Here is a 23,205-nt window from a genome sequence, read left to right on the forward strand (position 1 = left end):
ATTTTATTTATGTCAAAGAAGCTATTTATTGAAACTCTGGGTTGTGCTATGAATTCTCGTGATTCTGAGCATATTATTGCTCAGCTTAGTGAGAAAGAAAATTACAGCCTCACAGATGATTTGGCAAGTGCTGATTTAATTTTAATAAATACTTGTTCAGTTAGAGAAAAACCGGTTTCTAAACTTTTTTCAGAGCTGGGCGTCTTTAACAAAAAGAAAAAAGATGGTGCTAAAATTGGTGTTTGTGGCTGCACAGCCTCTCATCTTGGTGAAGAAATTATTAAACGCGCTCCATATGTCAGTTTTGTTCTAGGTGCTAGAAATGTTTCTAAAATAACAGATATACTGCATAAAGAAAAAGCTGTTGAAGTAGATATTAACTATGATGAGAGCGAATTTGCTTTTGATGACTTTAGAACATCACCCTACAAAGCCTTTATAAACATCTCAATGGGCTGTGATAAATCTTGTACCTATTGCATAGTTCCAAAAACAAGAGGTGATGAGATTTCTATACCTGATGAACTTATTATCAGAGAAGCTACTAGAGCTATAAACAGTGGGGCTAAAGAGATTTTTTTATTAGGTCAAAATGTAAATAATTATGGTCGCAGATTTTCAGGTGAACATGAAAAAGTCAACTTTTCAGAACTGCTTCGTCGCTTGAGCACAATTGAAGGGTTGCAAAGAATCCGCTTTACTTCTCCTCACCCGTTTCATATGGATGATGAGTTTATAGAGGAGTTTGCAAGAAATCCTAAAATCTGTAAATCAATGCATATGCCGTTGCAAAGTGGCTCTACAAAAGTGCTTAAAGATATGAAGCGCGGTTATTCAAAAGAGTGGTTTTTGGATAGAGTAGAAAAATTAAGAAGTGTTTGTCCTGAGGTCAGTATAAGCACAGATATTATTGTGGCATTTCCCGGTGAGAGTGATGAAGATTTTAAAGAAACCATTGATGTTATGAAGAGAGTGAGATTTGATCAAATTTTCTCTTTTAAATATTCCCCTCGGCCAGAGACTGAGGCAGAACATTTTACAAATACGGTAGACGAAGATGTAGCCTCTTTTAGACTTACAACGCTGCAAAATCTTCACACTGAGATACTAGATGAGATAAATGCTACATCTTTAGGCAAAACATACAGAGTCTATTTTGAAGACCTAAACAAAGATTATTTTGTAAGTGGTAGAAGTGACAACAATATTGTTATTAAAGTTAAAGGTTCAGATGAACTTTTAGGTGAGTTTCGTGATGTTAAAATTAGTGCTATTGGTAGAACTATTTTAACTGGAGAAATTGTTGCGTAAAAGATTGTTTCGTGCAACCGTGCTAATGGTTGTCCCATTTTTTGCATCTTTACTAATTAGACTACTTCACTTAACAAACAAAAAAGTGTTCCATTCTCCAAAAAGTGTAGGAAATGAGCCTATTATTTTAGCCTGTTGGCATGGTGAACTTTTAATGCTCCCCTATATTTACTTCAGATATAGAAAAACTCTTAAAGCCAAAGTTTTAATATCCAGCCATTTTGATGGACTTTTAATCTCAAAAACTATAGAATACTTTGGGTTACAAACTATTGCGGGTTCTACAAACAGAAATGCAGCGAAAGTTTTGATTCAGGGTATTAGAGCATTAAAAGATGGATATGACATAGGAATTACGCCAGATGGTCCAAAGGGTCCACGACATGAAGTTGCTGATGGCATAGTTGTTATGGCTAAAAAAACTAAGGCAAAGATAGTACTACTAAACGTAAAGCCTACAAAATATTGGCAGTTAAATTCTTGGGATAAGTTTATTATTCCAAAACCTTTTGGGACCTTACATTATTATTCAACATCTGAAATTGATGTTAGTGAAATGGATATACAAGAGGCTAAACTTTTAATCAAGGAAGGATTGCTAAAACATGAAGCCTAAAGTAATATTTTTTATTTTTTCATTCTCTTTACTTGCTATTATGGGTGGATTTTTTCTATTGAGCCCATCTTATGAAAAGTCTTTAAAAGCTAAATACTACTACGAAGTTTCAGACTATAAAGAGGCTTACACTCTTGCAAAAGAGGCATTTAGTTTGGATATATATAACCGCATGGCAGCAACTATTATGGCTCAATCTCAAAATTCACTTAGATATGTTAGATACAATGATGATGCTAAAAAATATACCAAGGTAATAGACGAGATAGCACTTCATGAAGATATTTCAGATTCAGACAAAGCTAAAATAAGGATGATTTGTAACATAATGATTAGCTCATATATAAAACTGGCACCAAGCGTTATAACCGATAAAGAGTTAGTTGCCCAATCAGCAAAATATTATGACATGTTTGAGAAGCTTCTTGAAAAAGTTAATAAGCGCTAAGCGCAAAGAATTTTTACAAAACCTAGAGGAGCTGGGCTACTCCGATTTAACTGTTAAAAGTTATGATGAGTCTTTAAAAGAGGCACTTTTATATATAGAAATAGTAGAAGAAAAAAATCATCTTCTCTTCAATCTTATGCCGTATCGAATAAAAATTGCCCCCCTTAATCCAAAAACAATAAGCAAAAAACTTAGTTCTATCCGTTCATTTGTTGAGTACTTAAATGAGAATGGAGTAGATGTTACTTTAAAAGCAGATGATAGTGTAAAGGTTGCAAAAACTCTTCCAAAGCCGATTTCTCACAAGCACATTCTTGAGGCATTATCGCACTGTGAATCAGACGAGAAGCTGATAGTAACAATGCTATACACATTAGGGCTGAGAATATCTGAGCTGTCATCACTTAAAATGGATGATATATCAAATGATTGGGTAAGGGTTTTGGGAAAAGGCAATAAACATAGAGATATTCCACTTTTAGCTTCCACAAAAGAGATGCTCGAAGAACATTTGAGTACAACACTGCAAAAAAAGTTCATTTTTGAAAAAAATGGCGAAAGATTAAGCGAAAACAGTCTAAGATATATTATTATAAAAGTCTTTAGAAGAGTTGGATTGAAAGCTACTCCGCATCAACTTCGCCATTCGTATGCGTCTGAGCTGTTAAATGGCAGTGCTCCTATAGCGGATGTTAGTGAGTTGCTGGGTCACTCATCTATGGCTACAACACAAATATATACAAAATTGGGTAGTGCATTGAAACAACAAAACTATAACAAAGCGCATCCGCTTTCTAAAGTGGACGATTAATGATTAGAAAATTAGTAGATGCTTTTTATACAAAAATTTTTATTAATATTCTTGTTGAGAAAGTAGCGACTGTTGTATATATTGAGGTGTGTTCCCAAGATTCTATAGTTGAAAACATACAAATGCGATTTGAGACAAATAGCATAAACTCAAAAATGTATGAATTTATTAAGACATACATTAAGTCATCACCTTACTATTATATTTCAATATTAGATAAATCATTAAATCAAGGTGCAGTTCCTACATGTAGTGCTGATGAAATGAGTAGATATATTGATATTAATTTTTCAAAAAGTGTATGTGTTTCTAATTTGTGGGCTGCATACACGTCAGAAGATGAGATAAATTTAATCGAGAGAGAGTATAAAAGCATAGGTCTGGATTTTATATTTTCACCTTTTGTGGTACTAAGTAAATTTTTTAAAGATAAGATTGAAAATAATTTTGCAATGTTTTTATTGATTGAAGATTCAAACATATCTTTAACTATTTTTGATAACTCTAAACTTCTTTATGCAAAATATATAAAAATAAATCTTGGGGATGATAACGAGGATATTTTGATTGACTCCTCCTTGGATGATGATGACTTATTATTGGATGAAGATGACATTGATTTGGACAATATTGACTCTGAAGATTTAGATGATTTTGGTGACATAGAAGACTTAGACAGCAGCGAAGATATAGATGAATTTGCAGAAGCACTTGACATGAAAGAGATAGTTCATGAAAGTTATGAAGCTGAAGAAGATGGATTTAATGAAGATTACAAAAGGTTTTCATTAATACACGATTGCGTAAACTCTTTTTATAAAGACAACACATACAACAGTGATTTTATTGAAAATATATTTATAGCAGATGCTGCTGGCGTAAGCAAGGATCTTAAAAAATATCTGGAAGAGGAGATGTTCTTAAGTGTTGTTATAAGAAAGATAGATTTATGTGTAGAGGTATGTGAGATGGCTAAAATGGAGCTACAATGAAATATAGCTATATAAAACCTAGGTCTAAAACTGCTTTAACTACTGATATGCAACTTCTTTTTACTTTTTTTGCAGTGGCAATTCTTATGCTTTTGCTTACATATATTTTTTTGTTGTTTCGTGATTATAGATTTGATAAAAACAGGGCTGAAATAAGTCAGCAAAAGCTAGAAATTCGTATCCGCACAGACCATATGAAAAAACAAATTACGCAAATAGAGAAGCAGAGTATGCTTAGCGAAATAATATTCACAAAAAACAGTGTACTCAAAGACAGTATAAATAACATGTTCGATCTAGTTCCAAGCAGAATAACTCTCTCTCAAGCAAAAATCATGGATAACGGATTGATTCTTTACGGGATTACGCCAAATAAGGATATATACAACTTTATGCTTCAAGCCCCACTTCGCTCTATATTTAACAGAAGTTACAGTAGCTTTTATCCTGCCGAAAATGGATGGTATAGGTTTGTTTCAACAAATTACATAGATGAAGAGGAGATTAAGGGTGAAAACTAATATCACTAGACAAACTATCTACCTTTTGGGGCTCTCTGTATTTTTGCTTATCTTTGTTTTATTTTTCTCGTTTTCTGTACTAATTCCATCAGGGAAAAAATATAGAATTAATATGAGTGATTTAAATAAAGAATCTCTTGAATTAAGACAACTAGAAGATTTTTCATATGAGACAGAGGTTATACTTCAAAAATTAAAAAGTGATAACAGACATATTATAACAGCATTTCAAACAGATTTTGACGCACAAAGATTTAAAAAGCAACATGGAACTTTTTTTAGTTCTTTAAGCTTATCTAAGCACTCTAAAATAGATGATGAAGAGGGGTTCGCTGTTTATGAGGTTAATACAACATCAGAGATAAGTTCACCGGAGAGTTTTTATGCATTTTTAGATGCCGTAAATAAGAGCGATTGGATAATATCTGTAAATTTTCCAATTAATTTTAAAAGAGATGGTGAAATTATTAGCTCATCTTTTACTATGAAAGTCTATAACAATAAAAAAGATTTAAACACTACTAAGTAACTCTTTTATTTTTACAAAGAGTTCTTTGTTTTTATATATGTATGGGCGAAGTTTTTGCTCTATTTTTAAAATCCTCATCTCTTCTTTAAACTCTTTTGACATTACCGCATCTGTAAAAGGGGCTATAAAAACAAAGTCGCTGTTTTGATTAACAACAAATTTTCGTCCAACCACTGCTGTTTTTTCACTCTTTAGAATTTCTCTCTCTTTTGCACTTAACATATACCCTTTTAGTTTTAGATATTTGTCAATTGTATAGATGTTAGTTCTTGGATTTTGAGAGTTTTCAAAATATGCAAACTCACCAATAGTTTTAATTTCTAGTTTTTCAATAAGGCTGTCTCTGTCTTCGTCTAAATAATCAAAACTTTTTTTAATACCGAGGAGATATTTTTCTAAAAGAGGCGCAGAATAGTTATGTCTAAAGGAGTTTCTTTTTATATCTTCATTTAGGTTACTCTCATCTTCAAAGTATTTGTTTTCATTTACATGTAGATAGGCTAAAAGCTCTTTTTTGTCCAGATGAAGCAGAGGGCGGATTAGTGTGTAAAAGCCTCTCTCTTGCTCTACTTGCATACCAGCTATTTCAGCACAGCCGGCCCCTTTGCAAAACTGCATAAGCATCCACTCAAATCTGTCACCAAGATGATGTGCAGTTATAAGATTTTCATAACCGTGTGTCTTAATTAACTCTTCAAAAAAAGAGTATCTGATCTCTCTTGCCTTAGCCTCAAAGTTTTTTACAAATTTTGGAGCATTAAATACATGGCATTTTAAATTATGTGTTTGAGCCAACTCTTTAGCATAGAGAACTTCTTCTTTGCTCTGTTCTCTGACTCCATAATCTACGATAGCAATATCAAAAGGGATGTTATTTTTTATAAGAAGAAAAAACAGAGCAGTGGAGTCTCCACCACCTGAAAAGGCTAAAAGATTTTTTTTATCTTTTAATTTTTGAAGTGTTCTATTTTCAAGCATTATCTACTGTCGCAGTTAGAATATTTCCAACCATATCGGTAATTTTTGCTTTGTAGATTTTTCCAAATACTAAGTCATCATCTTTAGTTCTGTCGTTTACATAAATCTCACCATCAATCTCAGGTGCCCAAATAAGCTCTTTTGCACTTAATAGGTACTCGTGCTCATCGCTCTCGCCATCTATTACAAGCTCAACCTCTTTACCGATTTCAGCCCTTAGGGATTTTTCTAAACACTCGCTTGTTATTTGACCTAATATATCAGCACGTTCGGCTATCACTTCTGCGCTGATTTTTTGACTCATATCGTATGCAGGTGTTGTCTCCTCATCGGAGTATGAAAATACATTGATTCTGTCAAATCCAAAAGATGCTGCAAATTCGCACATCTCTTCAAACATCTCTTGTGTCTCATTTGGATGTCCGACAATAAAGCTGGTTCTGATAAATGAGTTAGGAAGTGACTTCATATAATCCAAAAGCTCAATAGTTTTCTCTTTACCGAAACCCCTTTTCATCATACGAAGCATCTCATCGTTTATATGTTGAATCGGCATATCAAAGTAGTTGTGAAAAATCTTGCTTTTGCCTATATTTTTTAGAAGAGAGATAGTTGTCGTTGAAGGGTAAAGGTAGAGGATTCTGGCACTTTTAACACCCTCTATAAGCTCTATTCTTTGAATAAGAAGACTTAGACCGTCTTTTACATTTTGGTCACGCAGGTATGAGCTACTGTCTTGTGAGACAAAAGAGAAATCATAGTACCCTTTTGCAACAAGCCCCTCGACCTCTTTTGCAATCGAGTCTAAGTTTCTTGAGTTTAGCTTGCCTTTAAAAGATGGAATTGCACAGAAGCTACATACTTGGTTACAACCCTCTGAGAGTTTAATGTAAGCATGGTAAGTTGAACCTGTAATTACACGCTCGGCACCATCAATTAAAAAAACTGAATCTGAAAAACGGCTCTTTTTATCTCTAAGAAGTTCATCAATTTTATCATAGTCGCCAACACCGGTAAAGATATCAACTTCAGGCATATCTTTAGCCAACTCGATTTGGTATCTCTCGCTCAAACAGCCAGCCATTACTAAAACAGAGTCCTCTTTTCTTGCGTCATGAAGATTTAAAATTGTATTAATTGACTCCTCTTTTGCTGCGTCAATAAACCCACATGTGTTTACTATGATTACATCTGCATCGCCTGACTCATCGGTTAGTTCAAAATTTTGAAGTTTACCCATCATGACTTCTGTGTCAACTAAGTTTTTTGTACACCCAAGAGATACTATATGAAGTTTATTGCTCATTCTTACTACTTTTAAATATTTTTCGTATTATATCTAAAGTATAATGCCATCATGAAAATATATGATGTAATAATTTTGGGAGCAGGGGCTAGCGGTTTGATGTGCGCCTCTCATTTAGATAAAAACCTAGCTGTGGCAGTGGTTGATTGTAACTCTAAAGTTGCACAAAAACTGAAAATTTCCGGTGGCGGAAAGTGCAACATAACAAATGTACATGTAAGCGAAGATAATTATGATGGGGACTCGGAATTTGTATCTTACTCTTTGAATAATTTTTCTAAAGACGACTTGTTAAATTATCTACATGTAAACGGCGTAAAGCCTGTTGTACGAAAGAACCGTTACTACTTTTGTAAAGATTCTTCTGATGAAATTATAGATATTTTAAAAAAAGAGACCAGATATGCAGAGATGCTTTTAAACACAGAGATTCTACATGTAGAGAAAAAAGATGGGCTTTTTGAAGTGAAAACTTTGCAGGGCATATATAAAACAAAAAAACTAATAGTAGCTACGGGCGGCAAAAGTTATAAAACACTTGGTGCCAGCGATATCGGTCTCTATATTGCAAAAAGTTTTGACATAAAGGTAAAAGAGTTCACTCCGGCTCTTGTAGGTTTAACAGTTCAAAAAGATCAGTTTTGGATGAAAGAACTTAGCGGACTTAGCTGTTATGTAAACATACATGTAGATGGAAAAATTTTAAAAGAGGAGATGCTTTTTGCACATAAGGGTATCAGCGGTCCTGCTGTTTTATCTGCTTCTCTTTACTGGCAAAAAGGAAATATTGCTATAGATTTCTTACCAGATGATAATATTTTAGAGCTTATCAAAGGTAGTAAAAAACTACTAAGTTCAGTTGTCCCTCTTCCAAAAAGACTCTCAAAAGCGATTTTAGAAGCTCTACATGTAGAAGATGTGGAGTGCAAAAAAATAGACTCAGAATCTGTGAAAAAACTGCAAAATATTCACAACTACGAGTTCGCTCCAGCAGGTAATTTTGGTTTTAGTAAAGCTGAAGTTTGTCGTGGCGGAGTTTTAAGCAGTGAGCTGAATTTTGCAACCTTGGAATCTCTACATGTAGAGAATTTATACTTTATAGGAGAAGTTGTAAATGTGACAGGCGAACTAGGCGGCTACAACTTTCAGTGGGCGTTTAGCAGCGGGGTAACGTGTGCTAACTCTCTTAGCTAATTGAACACTCTAAAGAAGTACTCAACCAGACCCTGAATCAAGTTCAGGGTGACGGAGGCGTTGTCCATTACAAACTTGTTTTGCAATCTCATATATTCTTTAATTATTTGTTTAACGCATGATTGACAAGTACATTGGATATTTCATAGCTTGCATCTACAAACTCTAACTCTTTTAAATCTTTTAAATTTTGCTTTTCTTCTGAGCTGTCAACTTTAATGATTATATTTGCATATTTAAAAAAATTGAGTATTGCTTCGCTGATAAGTCGTTTTTGATGCTCATCACTTACTGTTAAGATGATGGCTTTTGCTTCATCTACTGCTAAAGACTCTAAAACAGGCAACTTGTTTAAGTGCCCAAAATATGCCGAGTAACCTACTTTTCTTGCAAGAAGTACATGTTTTAGATTGTCGGAGATGATAACAAAGTCAACTCCTTTTGCCTTTAAGTCTGTTGCAACTCTTCTTCCCAAAGTCCCAAACCCTGCGACAACTATGTGATTTTTTAACTTTATGGGGGTGATAACATCTGACTCATAAAACTCTTTTTCAAAATAAGATGATATTTTATAAATATTGCTCAGTATAAAAGGAGTCAAAATCATAGACATTACACCTACAAGTATTAAAAAATTAGTCATCTCTTCACTTATAAGTTTATGAGAACCGGCAATTGCAAAGATAGCAAAAGAGAATTCACCAATTTGAGCTAAGGCTAAAGCAGTTTTTGCGGAAGTGTTTTTGTCTGAGTTTCGTCTGATAATGGCATAAATTACAATCGATTTAAAAAGCATTGCCAATAAGAAAATAAAAATGACAATGTATATATTTTCTAAAAAATAAATCATATCAATTTTTGTTCCAACACCAAAGAAAAATACACTTAGAAGTAAATCTTTATAAGTAGCGATATCTGACTCAACTTTAACATTATATTTAGTGTCAGCTATAATCATTCCCGCCATAAATGCCCCCAAAGAGTATGTGAAACCCATCTCGTGAGTAAGTAATGAAGCACCGATAACAATGGAAAAAACAGAGCCTAAAAACAACTCTTCGAGTTCTGCTTTTGCTGAAAACTGAAGAAGAGCATTTACAATTTTTTCTCCAATTGTAAACATAAAAACAAGTACTAAAATAGCTGAAATCACTGTTTTTATCAGGACTTCACTTAGAGATAAAGTGTCATTTGACAAAAATGTCATAAGTAATAAAATAGGGATAACAGCTAAATCTTGAAATATAAGTATTCCCATAGACTTTTGTCCATACGGAGTGAGAATATCTTTTGATTTTTTGAGATATGTCAGCACTATTGCGGTTGATGAAAGTGAAAATGCCAACGATATAATAAGCGATGTATTAAAATCAAGCTTAAAAAGATAAAAAGAGAGTAAAAATATCACCACTACACTAAGTAAGACCTGCAACAAGCCATTTGTAAGAAGTATATCTTTCATCTTTTTAATTTTTGAGAAGCTAAGTTCTAGCCCTATTGTAAACATCAAAAACACTATTCCAAACTCGCCTATAAGCTCAAGTGAATATATGTTAAGACCGTTAAATCCAAAGATATAACTAATAATAGTTCCAGATAAAATATACCCGATAATATGTGAGATATCAAATTTCTTTAAAATTATATTGAGTACAGTTGCAATCGCAATTGTTAAAAATATTGCTAATAGTAGATTTTCCATAAACCAATTATAATATAGTTATGAAAGTTTTTTTAAAATTTTATGTATGAAATATATACACAATGTTCTTAAAATTTTTTCAGCCTGAGAGTCTACGCTATTTTGTTACATGTTACTCATATCTTTGACCATTGTATTCTAGCCAACCACCAACGTGACGCTTATTTGGATCATGGTGTGTCCAATGAACAACTCCGCCCTTTGCGTTACTTTCATGTTCGCCACAAAACTTTATAAAACCACCTTTTTTTAGTGAGGATACTTTTGGTGCCAAATCAATATTGTGAGCAATTAATAAAGTTTGCCCAGATGATAATTTTATTATAAACCTTTGATGCCGACTGCCCTTGTTGTCGTCACTGAGTAGTTTAACAACTGTACCAGAACTGCACATTTGTGTACCAGCATATATCTCCAAGCTCATAAGTAGTACAAATAATATTTTTTTCAATTAAAGCTCCAGTTTTAATTTTATATGGTATCTATTACATATTGCTCTAGAGAGTGCCGGTGGGCAAGCACCCTCTAAAAGGAGTATTATGTTAGTAAGAAGTTTTCAACTTCTCGATACTTTTAGTTGAAGATGGATTATAGATACCTTTTTCTTGAGCATCTTTTTCCCATTCTTTCAATAAGCCTTTTTGGAATTTTTTCTTATCATCTACTAGTTGCTTAAACGGTAAACCCGTAATCTCCTGAGCAACTTTCTTGGAAGTTAGTGCAGGAGCTACATAGTCAGAAGCACCATGTTTTGCTAAAACTTTTGCTAGTTTAATTCTAGCATTTCCAGCTTTGTCTATTGCAGTCGCAAGCACTCTTAAAGTCTCTTCTGGTGCATGAAAAAATGCAGGATGAGAAGCAACAGCATAATCCCATCTCCATTGAGCATGTCTAATGTCTAGTAAGATTGGTTCCATTTCAGCTTTAGTCGCTCCAACTTCCCAAGCTTTACCAGCTTCAAGATGAGCAGCAGCTAAGTGCTTCATAGCTTTTTTATGAAGTTCATCTTTTCTAGCTTTTTTCTCTGCAATCGTTTCAGTTAATTCTTTTTCACTAACTCTATGACAATTCATACATGTACTAGCAATATCATCAAGTGGATTAGCAATTTTGTGGTCAGTATATTTAACTCCACCTTCATTTTTGTACGGCATGTGACAATCCGCACATGAAACACCATTTTTGCCGTGAGCTCCTGTTTTCCACATCTCATAACCTGGGTGTTGAGCTTTTATCATTGGAGCCCTAGAAATTTTATGAGTCCAATCTTTGAAATCTAGATTGTCATAATATCTCTCCATATCTTCAACTCCAGTTCCCTCTGCCCATGGTAAAGTTACAGCAACAGCTGTCCCACCTTTTGGATTTGGAGTTTTTTTGAAATAATATTCAACATGACATTGAGCACAAACCATCGTTCTCATATCTTGCTGAGTTGCGTCTTCTAGTTTCATCTTACCTTCAGCTTCTAAGCCTTCAGCCAAATATTTTCTGTTAACTTGTAGTTCCATAGTATTAGGATTATGACAATCAACACATCCTATTGGATTAATAATATCTGAGCCGTATTTAGACCATTTACCAGTGTAGTATTCCGCATCGCCTTTTGTAGCCATGATTTTTGGAACTTCTGGAGACTTACAAGTCCAGCATGCAGTTGGCATAGGTCCAGTTTTTTCATCTACTGGAGCACCAGTTCTTAATGAATTTCTATTGTCTTCAACAGCATAAGCATGACCTCTTGGAGCATTGTAATCTTTAGCAAAACCATAACCTGCAAATAGAACTACTAACTCAGGATACTCTTTTAGCAAATCATCAATGTCATCACTTTTTTCTGTTTGTTTCCATGAATCATATTGTCTTGGATAGTGCTTTCTAAACTCTTCATTTCTTGTTTCCCATCTATCTATCTTTGGAACACTATTAATTTGTGCTTGCTCTTTTTTACCTTCATTAATTGAAGCAATCAATATGCCCATTAGACCAATTGCTACAGCTGAAATGACAAATAAAATTTTAAACTTGTTCATTCTAAACCCCTTATTTTATTTTTTCTTTTACACCAAGGTTATATGGTGTTGAAGTTAAACTTCTTACTTTACCATGAGGAGTATATTTATGACACTCCCAACATTTACGCTCATTTTTTAGACTTTTATTACTATTGCTGTGACCTCTTATCGCATTAACAGCCATTACGGAAGTTAAGTTGCTGTGACAACGAATACAGTTTTCTTGAACACGATTAGCTCCATCCTCACTTATGGTAAGATTATTACCATATGATTTTAGTGTCATAGCGACTGAGTGATTCCATCCATCTTTAGCTTTTGCAGCATATTTTTTTACCGCATCTCCAACAGGAAGGTGACAATCAACACATGTAGCCACATCTTTATGTGAACTTCTTGACCAAGTTGCATAAGCTGAGTTCATTGTATGACAATTAACACAAGCTCTAGGATCACTTGACAAGTATGACAGTGCTTTTGAGGCATCTAAAGTGTAAACAAAAAAACCAATAGCAATAAGAAAAGTTAAAATTGAGCCATACATAATAACTACATTTTTTTTCATTTCTTATCCTTTGAGTAAACATAGAGTCTATAATTGTATATAACGTAAAAAATTATAAACAACTACATTATGAATGAGTATTCAGATGGAAGTATAGCAAATTTTTTTTAAGAAAATTATTAATAGTAGTTATATATAATTATCTATAATTATCTATAGTATAAATAAACCTAAGACAATTTACGATATTATTTGAGCCAATGTAAAATCTAAAAAAAGGTTGTTCTATGAAATTTCTTCTATTAAACGTGTTGCTTTTAAACTCTCTCTTTGCTTTTGAATATACCCTCTCTGAAACAAAAGTAAACTCTAATACATATTGCTTTTTTGGCTTGCCAGAAGTTATGAATGAGGTGAATAATGGAAATATCTCAAACTCTTGTTATGTAAATATGGGTGATAGTTATATCGTTATAGACAGTGGTCCTTCATATCTTTATGCAAAAAGTACACATGCAAAGATGAAAGAGATTAAGGACTTGCCAATATCTTATCTTATAAACACACACGGGCATGATGACCATTACTTGGGTAATGCTTACTACAAAGAGATCGGGGTAGAGATTGTAGGTTCAAAAGAGTTTAAAAATGTAGAAAAAGTTCAAGAGACTAGAATGCAAAGCAAAATCTCTAAAGAGGCTTATGCAGGAACTACACAAGTTTTTCCAAGCACATTTGTAGATGGTGCAAAAGTTTTAGAACTAAACGGTATAAAAATCTACCTTGAAGCTGTAGATAAAAGAGCACACTCAAACAGTGATATATTTATTCATATACCTCAGTATGAAACAGTTTTTGCAGGAGATTTGGTTTTTAGTGAAAGAATCCCTGTTATCAGAGATGGAAATTTAAGAAACTGGATTGAAGCTCTGGAGAAAATAAAAACTATAAACGTTAAGTACATCATAGGCGGACATGGAGAGATAGTAGATAAAAGCTCGATAGATGCAACTTACAGATATTTGACTAATCTTACTCAGAAGGTTGCTCTTGCTTTGGAGAATGGTGTGGAACTTGATGATGCAGTTGAGAGTATAAAAATGGAAGATTTTAAAGAGTATAAAACTTACTATGAGCAGCATAAGCCAAATGTTGCAATAGCATATAGAAAACTAGAGTGGGAGCAATAAGTTTGAAGTTACAAATGCTTTTTAGTAATATTTTGTGTAAAGAGTTATATAGATGATTATTTACATACACGGTTTTGGTGGAAGCGGAGAAGGTAGCAAAGCAAAAGCTTTTAGAGATTACTTTAAAAGTTTAGATGAGGACTTTATAGCTCCGTCTTTGTCTTATATTCCAGAATTAGCCATACAAACTTTAGAAGAGTTAATAGAGTCTTATAAAGGAGAGGTTAAGCTTATAGGCTCATCTTTGGGCGGATTTTATACTATATATTTAGCTAAAAAGCATGAGCTAAAGGGTGTTCTTATAAACCCGTCTATATTTCCTTATGAAACGCTTGGTAAACTTATAGGCTATGCAACAAGCTTTTATGATGAGAGCAGTTTTGAGTGGAAAGATTCTCATATAAAAATGCTCAAAAACTACAAAGTAGATGAAGTAAATCAAAATAATTTTATGCTATTGGTTCAAAAGGGCGATGAGGTTCTTGACTATAAAGAGGCTGTCAATAAATTTGTAAATGCAAGTGTAATTGCAGAAGAGGGTGGCAGTCATGGTTATGATCACATTGAGAGACACTTTGAAAGAATAAGAGAGTTTATATGTTAAAGTGCGTTAGTTAAATGCAATCTTGATATGATTGCACTTATATAATTATATGTTTGGAGTCGGTGATGAAATTTTCAGTAGCTGTATTGAGTGTTTTTTTTATAGCAATAGAGTTATGTGCTCAAGTAAAATGGATTTCTATAGAACCTCAAAAGCCAAACAAAGAGGCCCAGCCAAAGATTAGTCTGCCACAACTTCAGCCTGTCAGTAATCTGTTTGAAAATGTAAAAATTATTCAACACCTACTGAATAAAACAAGTGCTGAAAAAGAGCCTAAAGCCGATAGTAAAAAAAATTGGTACATTATAAAAAACAGTGAGAACAGATGATTGATATAGTTCTGTATATTCATATTTTAGCTGCAACTGCCTGGATAGGTGGTGCTTTACTACTTTTTATTCTTGGAATATTTTTAAAGGGAAAAGAAGCACAGGCCCAAACATATGAACATCTTGGACCACTATACGGATATTTTGAGGTGTTTTGGCTTATAGTGTTATTGACAACAGGTAGCTTTTTATTTATTAACTTCAACCTTATAGAGGTACTTACGCTTGATATAAATGAGTCCAAACTTGGTTACATGATGAGCCATAAACTATTTTATGTTGGTGCAATAACTGTATTTACTATAGTTCATATGAGGATAGCTCTAAAAACGCATAAAAAAGGACGTACTATTTTGCAAAACTTGGTCTCGAGAGGAAGTTCTTTGATGATATTTTTCTTGAACCTTGGGATATTGTGGTTTGCAATGCAATTGAGGCATATTCTTTCTTAAAAAAGCTATATTATTTATATGATTGTATATTAAGTAAGAGATAGAGGCAAAGTTATTAGAATCTATGTTTGTGTAATCTGAAGTGGTGCTCAATACTGGGTTCGAACCAGTGGCTTCTTCCATGTCATGGAAGCACTCTACCGCTGAGTTAATCGAGCAAGAGCGTAATTCTAGCAAAAAATACTTAAATTAATTTTTTTTATCAAGCTTAATGCAAAGTTCCTAAAAATCTAAATCAGAGTTGGATATTTACTTTTAATTTAGGTTTATTAAGTGTATAATTTCGCCATAATTAAAAAGCACCCAAAAGGTAATTTATGAAGTTAGTTGAGTTAGAAGCAATAGGTCTAAAAAATGTTGGTAATGTTTATCATAACCTAAGTTATGAAGAGTTAATTCAACATGAACTTGACAATAACGAATGTGCTCTTACCAAAAAAGGTGCAACAGCTGTTGACACAGGTATTTTCACTGGACGTAGCCCAAAAGATAAATATTTTGTAGATAGAGAGCCATCGAACAAACATATCGCTTGGGGTGATATAAATAAAAAAATTTCTTCTGAAATTTTTGATGAACTTTTAATAATAGCTCAAGAACAACTCTCAAATAAAGATATTTACGTAACTGATGTTTTTTGTGGAGCAAGTGCTGCTTCAAAAAGATCAGTTCGTTTTGTGTCTGAAATAGCATGGCAATCACACTTTGTTAAGAACATGTTTATTCGTCCTGAGCCGCCGGAACTTGAAGTTTTTAAGTCAGATTTTACTGTTTTAAACGCATGTAAAGCGGTAAATGACAAATGGAAAGAACATGGTATGAACTCTGAAGTATTCGTACTGTTTGATGTTGAGAGAAATATAGCCATCATTGGTGGCACATGGTACGGTGGTGAGATGAAAAAAGGTATTTTTTCAATGATGAACTACTGGTTACCATTAGAAAATAAACTTCCTATGCACTGTTCAGCAAATGTTGGAAAAGATGGTGATACTGCACTTTTCTTTGGTCTTAGCGGAACTGGAAAAACAACTTTATCTACTGACCCACATCGTGCATTGATTGGTGATGATGAACATGGTTGGGATAACTATGGTGTATTTAACTTTGAGGGTGGATGTTACGCAAAAGTAATTAACCTTGATGGAAATAGTGAACCAGAAATATATAATGCTATTAGAACAGACGCTCTTTTAGAAAATGTAGTAATGTATGGAGAGGGTGAGGTTGACTATGAAGATAGCTCAAAAACTGAAAACACTCGTGTTTCATACCCTATTGAGCACATAGAAAATCATGAACCGACTCTACATGCAGGACACCCTAAAAACATCATCTTTTTAACAGCCGATGCTTTTGGTGTTTTACCTCCTGTGTCAAAACTTACTAAAGAGCAAGCAATGTACTATTTCCTAAGCGGATATACTGCAAAAGTTGCTGGAACTGAACGTGGTATTACTGAGCCAGTTGCAACTTTCTCGGCTTGTTTTGGTGAGGCTTTTTTACCACTACACCCAACTGAATATGCAAAACTTTTAGGTAAGAAAATTGATGAGCATGGTTCAAATGTATATCTAGTTAACACTGGCTGGACGGGTGGAATTTATGGTGTTGGTCATAGAATGAGCATAAAAGACACTCGTGCTTGTATCAACGCAATTTTAGATGGAAGTATTCAAAATAGTGAGTTTGATACTACTAAAACATTTAGATTACATGTACCAAGAACGCTTGGAGGATTAAACCCAGAAATATTAAATCCTCGTAACGCTTGGAAAGACAAAGATGAGTTTGATAAAACAAGAGATACTTTAGCTGAGATGTTTATTAAAAATTATAAAAAATACAACGATGGAGAGCATGAAGATTACTCTCCAGCAGGACCAATAGTAGGAAGTTAATTCCTACTTAGTATAAAAATTATTTAACTTTTCTTTTTGTGGCTTGAGTCATATAGAGCCATAAAGCCCCACCAAAAACTACAAGTATGATTGGTGCTATCCAAGGTTTATCACCAATTAACTCTGCAACTTTTATTAAATAGCTGCCTGAGTAGTAGCTCCCAAGTCCAACAACTAAAGCCCATACTGCAGCACTTGCAACATTTAAAATAGCAAATTTTTTGAAGTCATATTTAGTAAGACCGATAGCAATAGGGACAAGAGTTTTTATCCCATATACAAACTTTTGAATAAGTATTATCCAAGAACCATTTTTTTTCATCATAATATGAGCAAGAGCCAGCTTTCTTCTATGCTTGCGAAGACCATCCATCATCATACTCTTCTGATACCTAGCCATGTAGAAAAGTAAAAAATCACCTAAAGAATTTGCCACAAAAGCTATGGACATTGAAAGAGTTAAATCCATTTTCCCCATAAATGACAAAACACCGGCACCAATAAGTGCTACAAAGCCACCGCCAAGCGAGTATAAAAATAGTCCTATATATCCATAAGTTGTTAAATTGCTAAATGTATCTTCCATGTTTTAAATCTTCCTAAAGTTTTTTAATTTTTGTTATCTCATCACGAAGACGAGCTGCCTCTTCGAAGTTTAACTCACGAGCAGCTTCTTTCATCTTAAGCGAGAGTTCTTTAACCATTGCTTTTCTTTCTGATGCCGGTATTTTATCCATTTTTTTATGTTTTTGATAAATAGCACCATGATCTTCTACTTTTAGGTTTGCATCTAATTTACGAATAGTGGTTGTAGGAGTTATATTATGCTTTTTATTATGTGCCTCTTGAATCTCTCTTCTTGCTGTTGTTTTGTCTATTGCCCTTTGCATAGAGCCAGTGATTTTGTTGGCATATAAAATAACTCTGCCGTTTGAGTTTCTAGCACCACGACCGATTGTTTGCACAAGAGCGGTTTCGCTTCGCAAAAACCCCTCTTTGTCAGCATCTAAAATAGCCACAAGAGAAACTTCTGGCAAATCTAGACCTTCCCTGAGAAGATTTATACCTATTAGTACATCGAATTCTCCAAGTCTAAGTGATCGTATGATTTGGTTTCTCTCAATTGTATCAATATCTGAGTGCATATATTGAACTTTTATTCCCAAATCTGCTAAATACTTTGTAAGCGCCTCAGCCATTTTTTTCGTAAGAACAGTTATAAGAACACGTTCATCTTTAACTGTTATTTTTTTAATTTCATCGTGAATATCTTCAACCTGATTATCAGAAGGTTTTATCTCTATAATTGGGTCAAGTAATCCAGTAGGGCGAATAATTTGCTTAGCAATAACACTTGACATCTCTAGCTCATACTGAGCGGGTGTAGCTGAAACAAAAAGATAATGAGGAGCTTTATTTATATATTCATCTGCTTTTAGCGGTCTGTTATCTAAAGCACTAGGAAGTCTGAAACCGTAATCAACCAAGACATCTTTTCTGGCTCTATCACCTGCGTACATCCCGCGATACTGAGGAAGAGATACATGTGATTCATCGACTATGACTAAATAATCTTTGTGATTGACCTCAAAGTAGTCAAGTAGTGTAAATGGAGCTTCCCCAGGTTTTTTGTTTGTCAAAAGTCTTGAGTAGTTCTCAACCCCTTTACACATACCTGTTGTTTGAAGCATCTCTAAATCAAACTCAACTCTCTGCTTTAGTCTTTGGTGTTCAAGCAGTTTTCCCTCTTTTTGAAAGTAAGCAAGTCTTTCATCAAGCTCTTCTTCTATCCGTTTAATGGCTACGGACATCTTCTCTTGGCTTACACTAAATTGTGAAGTTGCATAGATAGTGACTTGTTTATGCTCTTCTAGTCTCTTGTTATCTATAATCTCAAAAGTGTATATAGCTTCAATCTCATCACCAAAAAATTCTATGCGTATAGCTTCTTGCTCAAAATATGGAGGGTATATATCTATGCTCTCTCCGTTAACTCTTATGTGTCCGGTGTCAAAATAGCTGTCATTTCTACTATAGCCCATCTCGACCAAACGAAGAAGAAGTTTCTTTTGAGGAATCTCATCACCCACTTCTAAAACCTGAACCATATTTTGATACTCCTCAGGGTCTCCTAAACCATAGTTAGCCGATACAGAAGCAATAACTATAACATCATCATAACTCAGAAGGTTTGCAGTCGAAGATAGCCTCATGCGCTCAAGCTCATCATTGATAGCACTATCTTTTTCTATGAATAAATCTTGACGAGGTATGTAAGCCTCAGGCTGATAATAATCATAATATGATACAAAATATTCTACATGTGCATTTGGGAAGAAACCTCTAAACTCACTATACAGCTGAGCCGCTAAAGTTTTGTTATGAGTCATAATAATAGTAGGCATCTTAACATTCTCTATAACCTTAGCCATAGTGTACGTTTTACCGCTACCTGTTACACCTTCAAGTGTTTGGTAACGATTACCTTTTAGAATAGAACCACTTAACTCTTTTATAGCAGTAGGTTGATCACCTGCTGGTTCATAAGGAGTATTTGCTTTAAAATTTATTGAGTTTTTCATTGGTGAAATTATAGCGAAATTGCTGTTTTTCTAGTGAAAATAGGTGCTTTTTTAGAGATACGGCTGCCATAATGCTGCCGAGAAATTATTTGTGATATATTTAAAGTACATTATGTATTGTTGTTACTTTGTGCTATTATTTTGTTGAATACAAGTTTAATAGTAGATATCCTCCAAAGGTTATAAATTAATGATTCCACAAAATATATCAAGAGAGCACATAGATAAAGCAATTAACGATATTGATAGACAAGGTATTGATAAACAAAGAGATTCCTCAAAGTATAATTTAATTTACAACGGTAAAACTTATCCTCCTAAGCTTGTTGTATCACTTGCTAATAAGTATGCCAATGGATTAGAATTAAGTTCTAACGATTTTTCTGGAGGGAAAGAAGTGAATTCTTTTTTAGAAAATTTAGGTTTTATTATTAAAGATAAAGATGATCCAGTAAAAGTATTACTAGAAGAATATAAAAAAAGAATTTCCACTACTCACTTAAAAGATGAAGTCTATAAATGGGAAATTGCAAAAAAATATAATCATCGTCCTGATATTAATGTTTCTGACTTTCATAAAGAAATAAAAAGTATTAAATTTGGAAACTTGGTATATCAAATGGGTGTTGCAGTCCTTGGACATTTAGCAGAAAAAAAACCAGAAGAATTAAGAGAACAATTCAAGCAACTATTTGACGAAAGTATAGAATTAGGTGTTCGTGTGCAAACATTTAATAGTGATACACTAAGAGTATATCGTTCTTTAGGCGAGACGTTACAACATCATCAAGATGAACGATCGATATCTACATATTTAACATTTTACGATTCGAGTAAATATACTTATTATAAAAATTCTTATTATAAAAAATACTGTACTTTATTGGGTGTCAAGGTAGCTAAAACAAACCAAAAATATGTGCATTACTTATCTTTAGTAGATGAATTGATCAGTAAATATATAATTAATGATACCGAATTAATAGAGTTAGTTAAAAGCTTAATCCCAGAATACTATGATGGTACAAATCATAATATTTTAGCACAAGATATCTTATATCAAATGCTTGATCAAAATGAAGATGTGGATAACGAAGAAACTACCAATTATAAAGAGCTATATATTGAATGGATGAAGCAACAGGCTAATAGTGAAAGTAGTAATAAACTCGGATCATACCTTAAAGCCATAGAGATACTATCTGATCAACTTCAATATGAAATTTTTGAAACAGTTGATAAAGATAAGTTGAATTTCCTATACAAAGACTTATTAAAAGATCAAAAAAAAGAGAATGGTAAGTATTATCATAAAGAAGCACCATCATATGGAAATGGTGGTTATTTTTCAGCATCGATTAAATCATATGTTGAATTTTTAGATTCATTACAAAGTATAGATACTTTTGACAAAGTAAAAAATAAATTTGATCAAAATGATTTTAATACATATATAAAATATATAAAAAAGATTGTTGATGAATTAAACATTTCGCGCGATGATCAAAGAGTTGTATTTGGTGTGGGAAATGATCGTTTAAATTTTACTATTGGTCAAAGGTATTGTTTTAATCTGTATGCTTCAAATGATAAAGGGATATATGGTGTTATCTCAAGAACTAAACTACTCGATGAAAGTGAGCCATTTAATGGAAGTCCACCTAAGCCATATTATAATTACTACAAAATATTTTCACCTACTGGCGATGAATGGTTATCAATAGTATCAGCAATGAAAAGTGAATTAGATAGAACCACTCAATCTGGATTTAAAAAATACAATAATTTAAATTTTGAAAACTATATCTTTAAAAATATGAAATCTACAGGAAGTGATATGCATAAACTAAATACGATAATTTATGGACCTCCGGGAACAGGTAAAACATACAATACAATTAATAAAGCTCTTGAAATAATTGATGGATATATTCCAGATAATAGAGAAGATGCAAAATTAAAATTTGAGCAGTATCAGCGAGATGGTCAAATTGAATTTATAACCTTTCATCAGAGTTACGGATATGAAGAGTTTGTTGAAGGTATCAGAGCAGATTTAAATAGTGATGAGATTAAATACAAGCTTGAAGAGGGTATATTTCAAGTTATCGCTAATCGAGCAAAAGATAATTATTTGAATAGTAAAAAAACAGCAGCGGAACTATCAAAAGAAGTGTCACTTAATCAAAGAATTGAAGACTTTATAAATAATGCTATTGAAGGTCAAATTGAATTTGAAAAGACGAAAGGTGGAAAATTCTTTATCAAAGATGTGAATGATAAAAAGATTTCTATATATGCAAACGATTCAAATTATAACGAAAACACATTGGAGTTAAATGTAGATGAACTATATAAAATATTAGCTTCTTCTTTAGAGATAAAAACATCTAGACAATTAGCAAAAGAGATATTCGGAATTAACAATCAAAGACAAAAAGATACCTATTATTTTTCAATTTATAAAGAGTTTCAAAAAGTTAAGTTAGATGTTGTTGAAGAGATTGAAAGTCAAGAAGATGAGAAAAAATATGTACTAGTAATTGACGAAATTAATCGTGGAAATATTTCAAAGATTTTTGGAGAGTTAATCACACTTATTGAAACATCAAAACGAATAGGTGCTGATGAGGAAGTGCAGCTACAGCTGCCATATTCAAAGAAGATGTTTGGTGTACCAAACAACTTATATATAATCGGAACAATGAATACAGCTGATAGAAGTATTGCTTTAATGGATACAGCACTCAGAAGACGATTCGACTTTGAAGAGATGATGCCGCAACATAACCTAGATAGTATTAGTACGAATGTAGAGAATAGTGGTGTAAATCTTCAAGAGATACTTCGGGTAATTAACAGTCGAGTTGAGTACTTATATGATAGGGACCATACAATAGGGCATGCGTACTTCATAGGTATAGATACGTTCAAAGAACTTGACAATGTAATGAGAAATAAAATAATTCCATTACTCCAAGAGTATTTTTATGATGATTGGGAAAAAATACAGATTGTATTAGGGGATCATGTAAAACAGCTTGCCAAGTTAGATTCAGAACAAGACAAAATTCACGATTATCAATTCATACAAAGTGAAAAGCTTTTAGAGAAAAATGTTCTTGGATTTAATCATGAAGATATTGAAGATGATCAGATTGGTTATAAAATCAGTGATACATTCACTTTAAAAATGTATGAAAAGATATGTAAATAATA

22 protein-coding genes and 1 tRNA gene are annotated in these 23,205 nt (G+C 33.2%); 14 read left to right on the plus strand and 9 right to left on the minus strand.

Annotation, left to right across the window (positions count from 1 at the left end):
- The first annotated feature begins 9 nt into the window (after positions 1 to 9).
- The 7 genes from miaB (at position 10) to HUE88_RS01795 (ending at position 5,228) form a co-directional block, all read left to right on the plus strand.
- Positions 10 to 1,311 carry a tRNA (N6-isopentenyl adenosine(37)-C2)-methylthiotransferase MiaB gene (miaB, locus tag HUE88_RS01765; protein ID WP_194370512.1) on the plus strand — a complete coding sequence of 434 codons (1,302 nt, stop codon included), beginning with the start codon at positions 10 to 12 and terminating at the stop codon, positions 1,309 to 1,311.
- Positions 1,304 to 1,927, plus strand: coding sequence for a lysophospholipid acyltransferase family protein (locus tag HUE88_RS01770; RefSeq protein ID WP_194370514.1), 624 nt, complete (start codon positions 1,304 to 1,306; stop codon positions 1,925 to 1,927). Before miaB ends, HUE88_RS01770 begins: the two co-directional genes overlap by 8 nt.
- Positions 1,917 to 2,375, plus strand: a complete 459-nt coding sequence (locus tag HUE88_RS01775) for a hypothetical protein (protein WP_194370515.1) — start codon at positions 1,917 to 1,919, stop codon at positions 2,373 to 2,375. The genes HUE88_RS01770 and HUE88_RS01775 overlap by 11 nt, the downstream gene beginning before the upstream one ends.
- Entirely contained in the window at positions 2,353 to 3,186 is an 834-nt protein-coding gene (locus HUE88_RS01780) for a tyrosine-type recombinase/integrase (protein WP_194370516.1), read from the plus strand. The genes HUE88_RS01775 and HUE88_RS01780 overlap by 23 nt, the downstream gene beginning before the upstream one ends.
- Entirely contained in the window at positions 3,186 to 4,178 is a 993-nt protein-coding gene (locus tag HUE88_RS01785) for a hypothetical protein (protein ID WP_194370517.1), read from the plus strand. The genes HUE88_RS01780 and HUE88_RS01785 overlap by 1 nt, the downstream gene beginning before the upstream one ends.
- Positions 4,175 to 4,699: a hypothetical protein gene (locus HUE88_RS01790; RefSeq protein WP_194370518.1), complete on the plus strand. Its 525-nt coding sequence runs from the start codon at positions 4,175 to 4,177 to the stop codon at positions 4,697 to 4,699. The genes HUE88_RS01785 and HUE88_RS01790 overlap by 4 nt, the downstream gene beginning before the upstream one ends.
- A gap of 112 nt (positions 4,700 to 4,811) precedes the next feature.
- Positions 4,812 to 5,228 carry a hypothetical protein gene (locus HUE88_RS01795; protein WP_229860119.1) on the plus strand — a complete coding sequence of 139 codons (417 nt, stop codon included), beginning with the start codon at positions 4,812 to 4,814 and terminating at the stop codon, positions 5,226 to 5,228.
- On the opposite strand, the gene tilS is transcribed toward HUE88_RS01795, so the two are convergent.
- Together tilS and rimO are read right to left on the minus strand one after the other, a co-directional pair.
- Entirely contained in the window at positions 5,211 to 6,206 is a 996-nt protein-coding gene (gene tilS / locus HUE88_RS01800; protein WP_194370520.1) for a tRNA lysidine(34) synthetase TilS, read from the minus strand. The two genes, HUE88_RS01795 and tilS, sit on opposite strands and share 18 nt — an antisense overlap.
- Positions 6,199 to 7,512: a 30S ribosomal protein S12 methylthiotransferase RimO gene (rimO, locus tag HUE88_RS01805; RefSeq protein ID WP_194370521.1), complete on the minus strand. Its 1,314-nt coding sequence runs from the start codon at positions 7,510 to 7,512 to the stop codon at positions 6,199 to 6,201. Before rimO ends, tilS begins: the two co-directional genes overlap by 8 nt.
- 51 nt (positions 7,513 to 7,563) lie before the next feature.
- Between rimO and HUE88_RS01810 the strand changes: the two genes are divergently transcribed.
- Positions 7,564 to 8,706 carry a BaiN/RdsA family NAD(P)/FAD-dependent oxidoreductase gene (locus tag HUE88_RS01810; protein ID WP_194370523.1) on the plus strand — a complete coding sequence of 381 codons (1,143 nt, stop codon included), beginning with the start codon at positions 7,564 to 7,566 and terminating at the stop codon, positions 8,704 to 8,706.
- 103 nt (positions 8,707 to 8,809) lie between these two features.
- Here the strand turns inward: HUE88_RS01810 and HUE88_RS01815 are convergent, their stop codons facing one another.
- From HUE88_RS01815 to nrfH, 4 genes are all read right to left on the minus strand, one after another.
- Positions 8,810 to 10,408 (minus strand): cation:proton antiporter domain-containing protein, encoded by a 1,599-nt coding sequence (locus tag HUE88_RS01815; RefSeq protein ID WP_194370525.1) that lies wholly within the window; start codon positions 10,406 to 10,408, stop codon positions 8,810 to 8,812.
- A 112-nt stretch (positions 10,409 to 10,520) separates the two neighbouring features.
- On the minus strand, positions 10,521 to 10,859 hold the full coding sequence (locus HUE88_RS01820; protein ID WP_229860120.1) for a DUF3465 domain-containing protein: 339 nt from the start codon (positions 10,857 to 10,859) through the stop codon (positions 10,521 to 10,523).
- A gap of 91 nt (positions 10,860 to 10,950) precedes the next feature.
- Entirely contained in the window at positions 10,951 to 12,441 is a 1,491-nt protein-coding gene (nrfA, locus tag HUE88_RS01825) for an ammonia-forming cytochrome c nitrite reductase (RefSeq protein ID WP_194370526.1), read from the minus strand.
- Positions 12,442 to 12,451: 10 nt separating this feature from the next.
- Positions 12,452 to 12,988 (minus strand): cytochrome c nitrite reductase small subunit, encoded by a 537-nt coding sequence (gene nrfH, locus HUE88_RS01830; protein ID WP_194370527.1) that lies wholly within the window; start codon positions 12,986 to 12,988, stop codon positions 12,452 to 12,454.
- A 227-nt stretch (positions 12,989 to 13,215) separates the two neighbouring features.
- Between nrfH and HUE88_RS01835 the strand changes: the two genes are divergently transcribed.
- From HUE88_RS01835 to HUE88_RS01850, 4 genes are all read left to right on the plus strand, one after another.
- Positions 13,216 to 14,118: an MBL fold metallo-hydrolase gene (locus HUE88_RS01835; RefSeq protein WP_194370528.1), complete on the plus strand. Its 903-nt coding sequence runs from the start codon at positions 13,216 to 13,218 to the stop codon at positions 14,116 to 14,118.
- A 52-nt stretch (positions 14,119 to 14,170) separates the two neighbouring features.
- Entirely contained in the window at positions 14,171 to 14,722 is a 552-nt protein-coding gene (locus HUE88_RS01840) for a YqiA/YcfP family alpha/beta fold hydrolase (protein ID WP_194370529.1), read from the plus strand.
- Positions 14,723 to 14,787: 65 nt separating this feature from the next.
- Positions 14,788 to 15,051: a hypothetical protein gene (locus HUE88_RS01845; RefSeq protein ID WP_194370530.1), complete on the plus strand. Its 264-nt coding sequence runs from the start codon at positions 14,788 to 14,790 to the stop codon at positions 15,049 to 15,051.
- Positions 15,048 to 15,503 (plus strand): hypothetical protein, encoded by a 456-nt coding sequence (locus tag HUE88_RS01850; protein WP_194370531.1) that lies wholly within the window; start codon positions 15,048 to 15,050, stop codon positions 15,501 to 15,503. The genes HUE88_RS01845 and HUE88_RS01850 overlap by 4 nt, the downstream gene beginning before the upstream one ends.
- Positions 15,504 to 15,586: 83 nt before the next feature.
- Here HUE88_RS01850 and HUE88_RS01855 read toward each other — a convergent pair.
- A tRNA-Val gene (locus HUE88_RS01855) sits at positions 15,587 to 15,661 on the minus strand.
- A gap of 159 nt (positions 15,662 to 15,820) precedes the next feature.
- Here HUE88_RS01855 and pckA point away from each other — a divergent pair.
- Entirely contained in the window at positions 15,821 to 17,404 is a 1,584-nt protein-coding gene (gene pckA, locus HUE88_RS01860) for a phosphoenolpyruvate carboxykinase (ATP) (protein ID WP_194370532.1), read from the plus strand.
- 19 nt (positions 17,405 to 17,423) lie between these two features.
- On the opposite strand, the gene HUE88_RS01865 is transcribed toward pckA, so the two are convergent.
- The gene (locus tag HUE88_RS01865) at positions 17,424 to 17,990 is read right to left on the minus strand and encodes a DedA family protein (RefSeq protein ID WP_194366297.1); all 567 of its coding nucleotides are present in this window, start codon (positions 17,988 to 17,990) and stop codon (positions 17,424 to 17,426) included.
- A gap of 13 nt (positions 17,991 to 18,003) precedes the next feature.
- Positions 18,004 to 19,986, minus strand: a complete 1,983-nt coding sequence (uvrB, locus tag HUE88_RS01870; RefSeq protein ID WP_194370534.1) for an excinuclease ABC subunit UvrB — start codon at positions 19,984 to 19,986, stop codon at positions 18,004 to 18,006.
- Between the two features lie 190 nt (positions 19,987 to 20,176).
- Here uvrB and HUE88_RS13755 point away from each other — a divergent pair, with 190 nt between their 5' ends.
- Positions 20,177 to 23,203 (plus strand): McrB family protein, encoded by a 3,027-nt coding sequence (locus tag HUE88_RS13755; RefSeq protein WP_229860121.1) that lies wholly within the window; start codon positions 20,177 to 20,179, stop codon positions 23,201 to 23,203.
- Positions 23,204 to 23,205: the final 2 nt, after the last annotated feature.

Source organism: Candidatus Sulfurimonas baltica (assembly GCF_015265455.1).
Lineage (GTDB): Bacteria > Campylobacterota > Campylobacteria > Campylobacterales > Sulfurimonadaceae > Sulfurimonas > Sulfurimonas baltica.